The sequence below is a fragment of the SAR324 cluster bacterium genome (assembly GCA_029245725.1).
Lineage (GTDB): Bacteria > SAR324 > SAR324 > SAR324 > NAC60-12 > JCVI-SCAAA005.
In genome coordinates, this window is the sequence record JAQWOT010000404.1 from 1 (window position 1) to 12,334 (window position 12,334).

Genomic DNA, 12,334 nt, shown 5'->3' on the forward strand with positions numbered 1-12,334 from the left:
CATACATAGGGTTGGTGTGGGAGCATATAGCCGACTGATAACGCTAGGGACTTTGAGTCACCTTTGGTGCCAGAACAGAATTTATTGATGTACTCAATTGTTTTGTCTGTAACTATCCTATCATGTATTTCGTAGGCTGACTGACCAGTTCCTGATTGAACCAAACTTACTCTGTTCGGTCCAGCAGTTCCTTTCATGTGCTCTTGATGAGTACCAGGATCCCTCGGTGATCCTAGGAAATTTCGAGTATGGTCCCCTACATATCTTTCAGAAAATCCATGATATTGATCTAATCCATTTAAATGCATTCTGCCGATTTGAACAGGTTTATAACCTCCTGCTCCTAACGCATGGGCGTATGTAGGAACAGCTGAATTCAGGATCTGATCATTTGTCCAAATTTCTGTTTCAGAAGGCATTAACCCTGTCAGAAAGGCAACTCTTGATGGAACGCAGATCGGTGACTGGCAATATACATTCGTAAAAGTTGCTCCAAGCTGAGCGATTTCATCTAGGTTCGGCGTTTCCACCTCATCATTGCCGAGGTGACTTATATAGCGAAAATTATGCTGATCAGATTTTATGAATAATAGATTTGGCTTATTTTTTTCCATTTTAAAATTTCTCATACTTTTGAATTGATATCTTTTCTAGTTCTCTTTGATCATATTCTATTCCAACACCAGCTACTTGGTCCTTAAAACTGTACATTCCCTTTTCAAACTTTAATTGCCCTTTGCCTTTATTCTCTATGTCTTCTACATCTATCACTAGATCTTCATAGTATGTATTGTTTGGCAGTGCGAGGCATAAATGAAGATTATTGTGACCACCCCCATGTACTTCTGCTTTCATTCCAAATGCTTCTGCCACATGACCCACTTTCATACCACCAGTAAATCCACCTTTATAATGAGTACTTGTTCTCATTATATCACAAGCATCTCTTCGGATAAATTCAGCAGCATTCCAATGTGATCCATCACTACACTCCGCAGCTAGAATTGGTATATCTAACTTATCACATAACTTTTTATAGCTTTCTAATTCAAATTCTCTCATTGGTTCTTCATACCACTCAAACTTTAACTCCTCCAAAACTCTCCCAAACCATAACGAATCCGTATAATTCCACAATCCTGAGGCATCTAGTGTTAAACTAAAATCATCTCCAACCCATTCACGAACTTTTTCACATAATTTGGCATTTGTTTTTACATCTCTGTACCTAAGATGCAGCTTAATACTTGGATATCCTGCAGACAAAGATGCTTCGACAACATCTTTGTATTCTTCAAGAGTATCGTAACTTGTTGTTGATGCATAAGCTGGAATTTCATCACGATACCCACCCAAAAGTTTATAGACTGGCAACCCAGCTTTTTTCCCTTTGATATCCCAAACTGCAATATCCACCATCGCCATCGCGTAAAGTGGATATTCTTCCAATCGATCAGTATCCCAACATTTTTCCCAAATTTTTTCGGAATTTAATGGATTCATACCTATCAAGTCTGAAGCAAATCTTCTTTCTACTAAATCCATCATTATCCGACCTTTCGGTCCTTTTGTGTACCCTGATATTCCCTCATCAGTTTCTAAAACCATAACACAGCTGAAATTCTTTCTTGGGTCTCTACCATCTCCTGAGCCTGGCCGGTCGACTTGCCAAGTGAATGGTTTTACAACATCATCGACTAAGTAGCTTTTAACATTGGTAATTTTCATGTTTTCGTTCCTTTGCAAATACCCTAATTTAATGATTATGACTTAAGAAAGTTTAATGATCTCTTGATATGAACCTTTGCATTTTATAAAACTTTTTTTGATTCTGATTTTACCCAGAAAAATGACAGCTATCTTCTCATAGTTCTGTTCCTCCTGATCTACTTGATTCGTAGCATGCCTCCACTAGCCTCATGGTTTCAAAGGCATCCTCAACTGAAGTATGAAGCTGGCTGTCTTCTCCTGAAGCAAAGCGCTGGAGATTGCTCATCGTTCCAATGAATGCCTCGGGGAACCATCCTCCTTCAAATTCGATTGGTTCCCACTGCTCTTTTTCACTTTGGTAAATCCATACCTCGTCAGGCTCTCCTCTTGGATAATCAAGTAGTAAACCGAGTTTTATGAGAGCAGCTCCTTCCTGGCAATCAAAACGGATCTGGGCAGACTGCAGACGAGGTCCCTTCTTGTAGTTGTGATTGATTGAAAGGACACAGCGGATCTCTGGTCCATAATTGAGAATCGCAGAGGAGCGAGTCTGTGCAAAGTCTGGGGTACTTGGATGAGCAAGTGTCTGGGCCCAGACACTCTTTGGTGTCCCCAAAAAAGATCGGATCAAATCTAGATAATGAATCGAATGAACCGCAATTTCGACCCTGTCCATCTTCTTGAGAAATGGGAAGAGTTCCCAAGGAGTTTCAAGATTCAGGTGCACCTCCAGATCAAGTATCTTCTGCAACATCTTCTTTGACATTGCGTCTCGCAGAGACAGCATCATCGGGCTGAAGCGGAGTTGAAAATTGATCGCAGCAGTCAGTTTCTTGCGTTCACAGATCTCTTTGATCTCTCTGGCCTCCGCAAGGTTGCTTCCCATCGGTTTTTGAATCAGCACGGTTGCATGGTCCGGCAATCTCTCCAACACCTTCGAGACTGCAGAAGGAGGAAGCGCAAGATCAAAAACTGCATTCTCTTCCTGCGCATCTGATATCAAACTGTTTAGAGATTCAAACGCTTTGAGATTCCAGGTTACAGCCACCTTCGCTGATTGCTCCGGGACAATATCAAAGACACCAAGCACCTTGAAATTTGCTTTGCGGTAGGCTGGTAGATGCGCGTCATTGACGATCCCTCCAGACCCAATAATCGCGATGGGCCGTGGCTGGATTGGAAGTGGCCATTCATAGCTAAGCTGCATGTAGTCTCTTGCTGTTTTTATAATTTTAGGTTTTCGAAAGCTATCCCATGATCAAATTTGGTAAAAATAGTACGACCGAAGACCAATAGGTAATCAACAACAAAACGAAGAGTAAGACCCCCATGAAAGGCAACAATTCTCTACTGAAACGATGAACTGGCACGTCAACTATCGAGCAGGTCGTATACATTAGTGTTCCCAAAGGTGGGGTTACTCCCGCGATGGTCAAATTCAGGACTACAACGATCCCAAAATGAACCAGGTCCACTCCTGCTGCTGAGGCGATCGGTACAAGCAGCGGTGTGAGCAAAATCAAGGACGCACTTCCCTCAACAAACATACCCACAAGCAGTAGGAACAGATTTACAGTCAAGAGCAAGTAGGTGGGCTCGGAGAGGTAGCTTGCCAGAGCATTGGTCAAATTCATTGGAATGCGTTCCCAAGCCATGTAGAACCCCAAAGCTGTCGCACTGCAGATGATGATCATAATCACACTGGTACTCAGTACCGATTCGAGCAGGATCGCAGGCAGATCATTCAGCTTGAGTTCACGATAGGCAAAAAAACCGATGATCAGTGAGTAAAGGACGCATACTGCACCAGCCTCTGTAGGTGTGAAGATCCCAAATCGAATCCCCCCAATGATTCCAATTGGTATCAACAGAGCCCAAATAGCATCACGAAAGGTCTTGCCTAGTTCGGGTAGTGTTGCCCTTCGATCCCTGGAAGATCGATAACCACGAGTTTTCGAGACCAGATGGACAATGACCATTAGGCCTGTACAGAGCAAGATACCCGGAATAATCCCAGCCAAGAATAAGCGCCCTACTGACTGATCTGCCAGGAAACCATAGAGGATCAGGCCGATACCTGGTGGAATGATAGGAGCAATAATCGAGGAGCAGGCTGTGATCACAGCGGAGAACTCCTTGCCATAACCTCGTTTGATCATTTCAGGGACAAGGATTTTGCTCTGCATTGCCGCATCAGCGTTAGCTGATCCAGAGAGACCTCCCATCAATGTACTCAGAACAACATTGACTTGAGCGAGCCCACCGACCATGTGACCAGTCAGAGCATCCGCCAGAGCCATCAATCTTTTGGTGATTCCACCATAGTTCATGATGATGCCGGCAGTGATGAAAAAGGGCACTGCCAGGAGTGGGAAAGAATGGGTCGAGGAGACAAGTTTTTGAATGTAAATATTGATTGGCAGGCCGGAAGCAAAGAGGAAATAACTCAATGTGCTGATCGCAATGGCAAAAGCCACAGGCATATTGAGCAGAAACAAAGCCAGCAGAGCAATCAACGGCAAGTAGGTCATGCTGTCCTGATCATTTGCATCAAGATGCGTGACTGATGGATGAACATCAGCCCAAAAGAAATGGGAACTGAAATATAGAAATAAGTGTTGGGTAATCTCAGGATGGAGGTGGGTTGTTTGTAGGATTGGATGGAGAAGTCAAAGCCGATGTAGCAACCATATGCCAGAAAGATCAACAAAATAAGATTCATCAATAGGCTGATCCACCGGGCAAGAGTAGTTGGCAAGAGTGAGACGAAGGAATCCACTCCAATGTGCAATTTGCGTTTGAAGGCCGCAGCTGTCCCTAAGAAAACCGCCCAGGTGAAGGCAATCGCTGCCAATTCATTGGTCCAGGCAGCGGCATTGCCAAGAAAATACCGGGTAAAAACTCCGTAGACAACACTGACAATGACGAGTGCAAGGGCTGCAGAGCTAAGGATTTCTTCAAGATTCGACAGAGTCTTGCGCAAGATCAGCATTTTCTGTTGACTTAGAATGAATGACTGAGAGGTAGATTACTCCACCTCTCTGGATGAATCACTTGGCTAGAATCTGCTTGATCTGTTTGTGCAATCCAGGAGTCCAATTGGGAAAAGCCGAATAGACTGATTCGGTTGCCTGCTGGAAACTAGTGTAATCAATATCCTCGACAAAGGTCACACCCTCTGCCTCGAATCTCTCTCTAAAGGAAGCCTGGGATTGCAAGGTCAACTCGGTCAGTTTGTTCCCCCAATTTTTCCCTTCAGCCAGCAACACATCCTGAACATCCCCTGGCAGAGTATCCCAGTAGGCGCGGCCTATGGCTATGCCCACGAAAGCCTTAAAGTGCCCAGTTGTGGAGATCACCTTCTTGTGCTCATAGAGCTTCGCACCCCAGAGAGATCCGAGAGGGGCCTCTGCTGCGTCGACAACACCCTGTGCTAGACCGCTGTAAACCTCGGCCCAGGCGAGTGTGATCGGGCTGGCCCCAAGAGACTTGAAGGTCTCCACCCACATTACATTCGGAGGGTTTCTGATCTGTAAACCTTTGATGTCACTCAAAGTTCGAATGGGCTTGTCAGAGATAATGTGTCGAGGCCCAAAATACCCGTTGAGAGCCAGGACCTTGAAACCTTGCTCATAGACCTTCTCCACTACCTGTTGATACCAATCAGAGTCCACAATACTGTTAAACTCCTGAGGTTCTACAACGAGATAGGGTCCGTTCATCACCCCAATGTCAGGTACATAGTCTGATAGATAACCAGGATCTACATTGGCGATCACGTTTGCTCCCAGCCTGGCCTGCTCATAGACTTCCTTGTTGGAGCCCAGCGCCGCGTTGGGATAGACTTCAATTTTCACCTTTCCATTGGTCTTTTGACTGACCTGCTCCGCATAGTATTCAAAGGACTGATGGATAGGCTCCACAGTGGAGGTCACATGTCCAAGCTTGATCGTGAATTCCTGCGCCCAGGCCGAATGGAAGCTCAAAGAAAGAGCCAAGCTCATCAACAGTGTAAAACATACTCGAATAGTTGTCCTCATTGGGTACTCCCTTCAGAAATTACAGGAACACTGGCACCAGGCAAAACATCACAGTGAGGATGCACGAGTCGCCTGGAAATAAGAAACAAAACTTTACACGCTTGGGCCTGACTAGCTAACTTCCTCCTTGTTTTCTGTGTTGATCATTTGGTGCCCCTTTACCTTGCTGGCCCGAGCTGCGTCCTTGAGCACCACCTCGTTGATCCGTTCCAGGGAATGCTGATGCATTTCCCACTCTGCGGCCCCAAGTTCATGCTTGGGCATTCGAGGAATGTCAAAATTATTGTATTCATCATCACCACGAACCAGAAGGGCATGAGTCCGACCACCATTCTGCTTGACGTGGGTAGGGATGAATCTCATCGCAAATCCTATTCTTGGATTGTCGGTAAAGTTGGCTTGAGATCCATGAAACATCCTAACGTGGTGTAAGCTCATTTCCCCAGGTTCCAAGACAATACTCTCGATCTGTTCATGCTCGACATTCACCTTGATCTCTTGCCCTCTGCTGAGCATGTTGTCATCAGCAAAAGTGTCCTCATGTTCAAGTTGTCCTCTGACATGGCTGCCTGGTACAACCTGCATGCAACCATTTTCAAGATTACTAGGTGTGAATGCCACCCATGCCGTAACAATGTCTGGAGGCTCCAGGCCCCAATAGGTACTGTCCTGATGCCATGAGACAAACGATTTTGTATTGGGATACTTGATAAAAAAACCCGCAGACCAAAGAAGAATGTTTGGCCCAAGCGCCTGCTCCACTGCGTTGAGCACTGCTGGACGCCTGGCAATTTCACAAAGGCTTGGGAAAAGCAGGTGGCAGTTTGTCCCAAGCGCCTGGTCAGCGATTTCAGGTTGATTCTTCTTGAGTTCCATAAAATGTTCAGCAAAACCCTCTGCCTCTTTGGTACTCAGGACTGTGATTGGGCAGGCAAAGCCATTACTGGAATAGTTTTCAACAGCAAACATAGGCTCCTCAAGAGTAACTGGATAGAAATTTTTCGCAGATTAATGATCAAATATTTTTTTTGCAAATATTAATTCTATTTTTACAGATAAAATCTTATTCAACATCCCAAAGAGACTCAATCGCGAATTCATAAGTTTTTATTTCCAAAATTTCCTTCAAATTCAAATTTCTTTCGGATTCTGATAAGAAACCAATAACAACATTCAAAAATGATTATTCAAAAATTCTTGAAATTTAATTTCACCAATGAAAGTATTTGCGTGTCTTATCATAGGCTTTATTTTGGCGAACAAAAATTTGGAGCCGTATCAAATTCAGAAGAAAATTAGCTGGTCTGATGACCGCTGCCTTGATGCTGACTGGGACCAGTGTGCTTGCTCAAGACTGGGGCAAATTTACAGGCTATCAACTTCGGGTAAAGTTGATCGGTGGAGCACAGTATGAACCGCTTTACCCTGAGATTCCAAAGTGGGAGCAAGCCACGGGAGCTAAAGTTGATATCCTTTCCCGAAAAAACCACTTTGAATTAGATCGGGAAATCAAGCAGGACATTGCCGCCAGCACGATAGACTATTGTCTGGCCTCCAATCACACCAGCTTTGCACCTCAATATGGGGACATCTATGTCAATCTGCGGGATGTCCTCTCCAAGCAGACGCTCGACGGTTTTGTACAATTGACCCTTTCCCATTCCACAGTTGATGGGAATTTGGTCCAGTTACCCCAACATTCAGATGTTTCCAATCTGTATTACATGCGAAATCTTTATGAGGACACTGGGAATCAGAAGAATTTCAAAACAAAGTTCGGCTACGACCTAAGTCCCCCAGACACTTGGAAAGAGGTCAAGGATCATGCGATTTTCTTTGCCGATCCTCCTAATTTCTATGGAACTCAGTTTGTAGGAAAGGACGAGGCAATCACAGGGCGTTTTTATGAAATGCTTGTGGCCGAAGGTGGACAATTTCTGAATGACAAGATGGACCCGGCCTTCAACTCACAAGCCGGGGTGAGAGCCCTTCAGTGGTTTGTTGATCTTTACAAAGCCAATGCGGTTCCCAAGGGAGTCCCAAATTATCTTTGGGATGACACAGGATTAGGTTTTGCCTCAGGTACAGTGGCGATGAATCTCGATTGGGCGGGTTGGGCTTCCTTCTTCAATGATCCAGCAAATTCCAAGGTAGCCAATAACATAGGCCTCGTCAGAGCACCCAAGGGCAGTTCGGGCAAACGAACAGGCTGGTCAGGTTCCCATTCCTTCTCAATCACCAAAAATTGCGACAATCCAGCAGCTGCGGCAAGCTTTTTGACCTTCCTGACCGACCATGACAGGCAAATGGTCGAAGCCCGTTGAGGGCTACTGCCAACAAGGACACAGGTTTGGAGTGATGCAGTAAAGGAGTTCGAAGCAAATGGGAACGCCTTTTTAGTAAATGTCTTTGAGACCTATTCGATGTCCATGGCTGAGGATGCTTTTACCCCCCCCCGCTGATTCCCGAGTGGATAGAGATCTCTAATGCGCTCTGGCCCAAGCTGCAAGCAGCTGTCATTGGGGAGAGTTCTGCCAAGGAGGCTCTTGATTCAGCCGCTAAGGAGGCCAGAAAAATTATGATTGAGGCTGGATACCTTTGATACTAAACAGGGCCTGGTGTTTGGCAGACGGGCCCCTACCTCTCACCACCTGATGATCCGCAGTCAAAATTTTATCAATACCAGCAAACGAAACACTTCTCTAGGAAAGTACACCGCCCCTGCACTGGAAAAGGGGTTGGATATCCTTGAATTTCTTGCCGACTTTCCAGAAGGGCTGAGCAAGGTTGACATAGCCAAAGGGCTAGGGCGCTCCTTGAATGAGATCTTCAGGATGGTTAGTGTTTTGGAAAAACGCGGTTATATCCTTTGTGATCCAGAGACAGAGCGCTATTCCCTCTCTCTCAAACTTTTTTCGATAGCCAATCGGTACCAACCCGCTCAAATGCTGGTCAAAAAGGCTCATCCTATGATGATGCAATTGTCTCAGGCGACCGATCAATCTTGTCATCTAGGTATCTTCCACAACGGCAAGATCCTGATCATTGCTCAGATGGATGCACCTTTCAATCACTCCTACAACGTCAAATTAGGAGCAGAGGTCAATGTCTTCTCTGCATCTTCTGGGATGATTCTTTTGGCCTACCAGACGGACGATACCCGTAACACAATGATTGACCAATGCCTCGACGCTCAGCATGTCGATCGAGACCAGCTGGCTCTGAAACTTAAAAACATCAGACGAATGGGTTTTGAAGAGGTAGAATCCTACATGGTCAAGGGAGTCTACAATTTATCAGCACCTGTTCTTGATCCCAACGGTAGAGCAGTAGCTGCCCTGACGATCCCCTTCCTGGCAAAATTGAATTCCACCATAAGTGAAAGGAAAAAAGCTAGAGCACAGCTAGTGAAGGTTGCAGGAGAACTGAGCAAGAGTATCGGTGGCACGGAATATCTGGAAATCTCATGAGCTATGGACAGAGCCGATGGACACCCTACCTCCTGCTGATGCCATCCTTTGTTTTTATCCTTGGGGTTGTCCTTGTTCCGCTGCTGTTTTCTCTCTACACCTCATTGACACCCTACAAGCTAACGAGGCCCAACACCCTGTATAGATTTGTGGGGCTCTTCAATTACGAAAATCTCCTCGAACATACAGATTTTTGGGAGGCTTTTGGAAGAACCGTTCTTTTTTTGACGATCGTTCTGAACCTCGAAATGCTCCTTGGCTTGTGAATCGCCCTGATGATCCTCCGGGTCATCCGTGGACAACACATCCTTAGGGCCATCATGATGTTCCCAATGATGTTCGCCCCTGTGTTAGTAGGCTTTCAGTTTAAATTCATCTTCAATGATAACATTGGCCTGCTGAACAATGCTTTGCAGGCCTTTGGCTACAATCAAGTGATCCCATGGTTAGTTGATGAATGGCTAGCGATGTTTTCCATCATGATCGCAGAAATATGAAATTCAACTTCAGTCTTCGCCATCTTGTTACTGGCTGGCTTGATGTCGATACCTAAAGATCCCCTAGAAGCGGCCAAGGTAGATAGTTGTAACCCCATACAGGTATTTTTCCACGTAACGCTTCCGTTTCTAACACCATTTATCTACATCGCCTTGACGATTCGATCTCTCGAAGTGGCAAGAGCTTTTGATATTGTCAAGATCATGGCCAATGGTGGTCCAGCTGGAAGAACGGAGTTGCTCTGGACCATTGTTGCCCGAACTGGCTACGAAAACGCCAGAATGGGAGAAGCCAACGCGATGTCCTATTTATCTGTTCTACTTTCAATTTTTTTCACAATTTTTTTCTACCGAAAGCTACAGCAGGCACGGCAGCAAGTAGGGGATCAATTATGAATTCGAAAAAATTAGGCGAACGACTCAATGCTCTTGGTCTAGGAGTCGTTATGCTCATTTTCAGTATCCCCGGACTCTGGGTGGTTTTGAATGCATTTCGTCCCAACCGAGAGATCCTGGCAAAGCCCACAGTCTGGATTCCAGAAGAACTGACCCTAATCAACTTCATCAACATGTTCGGATACGGGGAAATGGCAACAATCCCAGTCTGGAGTTATTTCTGCAACTCCCTAGTAATCTCTGTAACCAGTACCGTCATCGCACTCTTCGTAGGGATGATGGGTGGATATGCATTTGCCCGCTATCGTTTCTGAGGCAAGGGTTCCATCTTTGTTCGTTTGATGTTGTCACGGGCGATTCCTGGAATCTCTCTAAGTCTACCAATCTTTATGCTCTGGTCTTGGATTGGACTGATCGACACTTCTCTAGGATTGATCGTAATTTATGTGGCGATGAATATTCCCTTCATTGTCTGGCTGACAGATGGGTATTTCAGACAGGTACCCTATGAATTGTTTGAAGCCGGAGTCATGGATGGTTGCAGCCGCTGGCAGGCCTTCTGGTTGATCGAGTTTCCACTTGCCAAATCTGGATTGGCCTCTGCTGCCATCTTTGCCTTTCTGGTTTCCTGGAATGAATTTGCCCTGGCCACGCAACTGACTAGGAGCACAGATTCAAAAACTCTCACTGTAGGTCTGATGGATTTCACTGCACAGTTTACCATCGATTGGGCGGGAATGTGCTCGATGGCAGTTATTATTATCATCCCTGCTGTTTTGTTGACGTTTTTGGTCCAGAAACAATTTATCTCAGGCCTGACTTTCGGGGGAGTAAAAGGATGAATATCGTGCTCAAATTTTAGGGAGACTAATGGCGAAAATTCAACAGATTCAGCTTCAATTGGTCAACCTTGATCCGAAGGTCAAGCGTACGGATGCAATCCAGTCCTTTGTCACCCAAGAGACCCCGATTGTCTCCATCATCGATGAAGATGGACAAACAGGCATCGGTTACACCTACACCATCGGTACAGGAGGCACTTCTGTCTTCTACCTGCTCAAAGATCATCTGCTGCCCCAACTGATTGGAAGAGATGCCGAGGACATCGAGAGCATCTGGAAAGATCTCCACTTTCATACACACGCTACCGCTGTTGGTGCTATCACCAGCCTCGCACTCTCTGCCATTGACACTGCTCTTTGGGATCTACGCTGCAAACGGGCTGGACTGCCTCTGTGGAAACTTGCTGGAGGAGCCAAACCTGAAATTCCGGTCTATAGCACTGAGGGAGGGTGGCTCCACATCCCGACTGCTGATCTTGTGCAAGACGCTCTCGCTCGTAAAGCTGAAGGCTTTGGGGGCTGTAAAATCAAAGTCGGCTCTGCTCATGTCGCAGAGGATGTCGAACGACTGCAAGCGGTACGTCAAGCGGTGGGACCCACCTTTGAGATCATGACCGATGCCAATCAGGCCTTCACTCAGGACGAAGCCATTCGCCGGGCCCGACATTTTGAGCCGATTGACATCGCCTGGTTCGAAGAGCCTTTACCTGCAGAGGATCTTGGGGGACACATCGAGTTGAATCGTTCCACATCGATTCCCATTGCCGTGGGTGAATCGATGTATCACCCCGCTCACTTTCGTGAATACATGCAACGAGGGGCCTGCAACATTGTCCAGGTGGATGTCGCCCGCATTGGGGGGATCACCCCCTGGCTCAAGACGGCTCATACTGCAGAGACCTTTCATCTGCCAGTCTGTCCACACTTTCTGATGGAACTGCATGTGAGTCTTTGTTGTGCTATCCCCAACTCACGTTGGCTCGAATACATCCCCCAACTGGATGATCTAACCAGCAGTCGCCTGCGGATCATCGATGGGATGGCCCAGGCACCAAACACCCCGGGAATCGGGATTGAGTGGGACCTTGATAAGGTGAAAGAACTTTCAAAGTTGAATTTTCAAATCTGAGGAGAGCTATGCAACGCATGGGAATGGTGATCGGGATCAAGCCTGAAAAGATTGCTGAGTACAAGGAACTTCACGCCAACTGCTGGCCGGAGATTCTAAAGGGAATCGAAGAGAGCAACATCCGCAACTACAGTATCTGGCTACATGAGGGAGAGCAGCGACTCTTTGGTTATTGGGAGTATCACGGAGATGACTTTGCAGCCGACATGCAGAAGATGGCCGATGCTCCGATCACCAAGAAGTGGTGGGC

General features: G+C 46.1%; 10 protein-coding genes and 3 pseudogenes. 6 read left to right on the forward strand and 7 right to left on the reverse strand.

The genetic code is table 11. The features are described from left to right. The 7 genes from P8O70_22090 to P8O70_22120 all read right to left on the reverse strand — a co-directional run. The coding region (locus tag P8O70_22090) for a sulfatase-like hydrolase/transferase (protein ID MDG2199532.1) at positions 1-614 on the reverse strand (614 nt) is incomplete at its 3' end. A 1-nt stretch (position 615) separates the two neighbouring features. Then, positions 616-1,728: an enolase C-terminal domain-like protein gene (locus P8O70_22095; GenBank protein ID MDG2199533.1), complete on the reverse strand. Its 1,113-nt coding sequence runs from the start codon at positions 1,726-1,728 to the stop codon at positions 616-618. A 136-nt stretch (positions 1,729-1,864) separates the two neighbouring features. Beyond that, positions 1,865-2,917: a Gfo/Idh/MocA family oxidoreductase gene (locus tag P8O70_22100; protein ID MDG2199534.1), complete on the reverse strand. Its 1,053-nt coding sequence runs from the start codon at positions 2,915-2,917 to the stop codon at positions 1,865-1,867. Positions 2,918-2,957: 40 nt separating this feature from the next. Beyond that, positions 2,958-4,241 (reverse strand): TRAP transporter large permease, encoded by a 1,284-nt coding sequence (locus P8O70_22105; GenBank protein MDG2199535.1) that lies wholly within the window; start codon positions 4,239-4,241, stop codon positions 2,958-2,960. Further along, positions 4,238-4,702 (reverse strand): TRAP transporter small permease, encoded by a 465-nt coding sequence (locus P8O70_22110; GenBank protein ID MDG2199536.1) that lies wholly within the window; start codon positions 4,700-4,702, stop codon positions 4,238-4,240. The genes P8O70_22105 and P8O70_22110 overlap by 4 nt, the downstream gene beginning before the upstream one ends. Before the next feature lie 58 nt (positions 4,703-4,760). Continuing rightward, a complete protein-coding gene (locus P8O70_22115) occupies positions 4,761-5,750 on the reverse strand; it encodes a C4-dicarboxylate TRAP transporter substrate-binding protein (GenBank protein MDG2199537.1) in 990 nt (329 codons plus the stop codon). A gap of 111 nt (positions 5,751-5,861) precedes the next feature. Next, positions 5,862-6,719 carry a phytanoyl-CoA dioxygenase family protein gene (locus tag P8O70_22120; GenBank protein ID MDG2199538.1) on the reverse strand — a complete coding sequence of 286 codons (858 nt, stop codon included), beginning with the start codon at positions 6,717-6,719 and terminating at the stop codon, positions 5,862-5,864. Between the two features lie 338 nt (positions 6,720-7,057). Between P8O70_22120 and P8O70_22125 the strand changes: the two are divergent. The 6 genes and pseudogenes from P8O70_22125 to P8O70_22150 form a co-directional block, all read left to right on the forward strand. Further along, positions 7,058-8,352, forward strand: a pseudogene (locus P8O70_22125) (extracellular solute-binding protein). Positions 8,353-8,368: 16 nt separating this feature from the next. After that, positions 8,369-9,220 (forward strand): IclR family transcriptional regulator, encoded by an 852-nt coding sequence (locus tag P8O70_22130; GenBank protein ID MDG2199539.1) that lies wholly within the window; start codon positions 8,369-8,371, stop codon positions 9,218-9,220. Beyond that, positions 9,217-10,113, forward strand: a pseudogene (locus P8O70_22135) (sugar ABC transporter permease). The gene P8O70_22130 and the pseudogene P8O70_22135 overlap by 4 nt, the downstream one beginning before the upstream one ends. Further along, positions 10,110-10,955: pseudogene (locus P8O70_22140) on the forward strand (carbohydrate ABC transporter permease). Before P8O70_22135 ends, P8O70_22140 begins: the two co-directional pseudogenes overlap by 4 nt. Before the next feature lie 28 nt (positions 10,956-10,983). Then, complete coding sequence (locus P8O70_22145) at positions 10,984-12,084, forward strand: mandelate racemase/muconate lactonizing enzyme family protein (GenBank protein ID MDG2199540.1); 1,101 nt, start codon at positions 10,984-10,986, stop codon at positions 12,082-12,084. An 8-nt stretch (positions 12,085-12,092) separates the two neighbouring features. Next, positions 12,093-12,334: L-rhamnose mutarotase (locus P8O70_22150; GenBank protein MDG2199541.1), on the forward strand; the 242-nt coding region annotated here is incomplete at its 3' end.

Excerpts from the sequence above, each read along its gene's own strand:
- P8O70_22110 (MDG2199536.1), bottom strand. The coding sequence starts at position 4,702 with ATGCTGATCTTGCGCAAGACTCTGTCGAATCTTGAAGAAATCCTTAGC.
- P8O70_22115 (MDG2199537.1), bottom strand. The coding sequence starts at position 5,750 with ATGAGGACAACTATTCGAGTATGTTTTACACTGTTGATGAGCTTGGCT.
- P8O70_22100 (MDG2199534.1), bottom strand. The coding sequence starts at position 2,917 with ATGCAGCTTAGCTATGAATGGCCACTTCCAATCCAGCCACGGCCCATC.
- P8O70_22120 (MDG2199538.1), bottom strand. The coding sequence starts at position 6,719 with ATGTTTGCTGTTGAAAACTATTCCAGTAATGGCTTTGCCTGCCCAATC.
- P8O70_22145 (MDG2199540.1), top strand. The coding sequence starts at position 10,984 with ATGGCGAAAATTCAACAGATTCAGCTTCAATTGGTCAACCTTGATCCG.
- P8O70_22105 (MDG2199535.1), bottom strand. The coding sequence starts at position 4,241 with ATGACCTACTTGCCGTTGATTGCTCTGCTGGCTTTGTTTCTGCTCAAT.
- P8O70_22095 (MDG2199533.1), bottom strand. The coding sequence starts at position 1,728 with ATGAAAATTACCAATGTTAAAAGCTACTTAGTCGATGATGTTGTAAAA.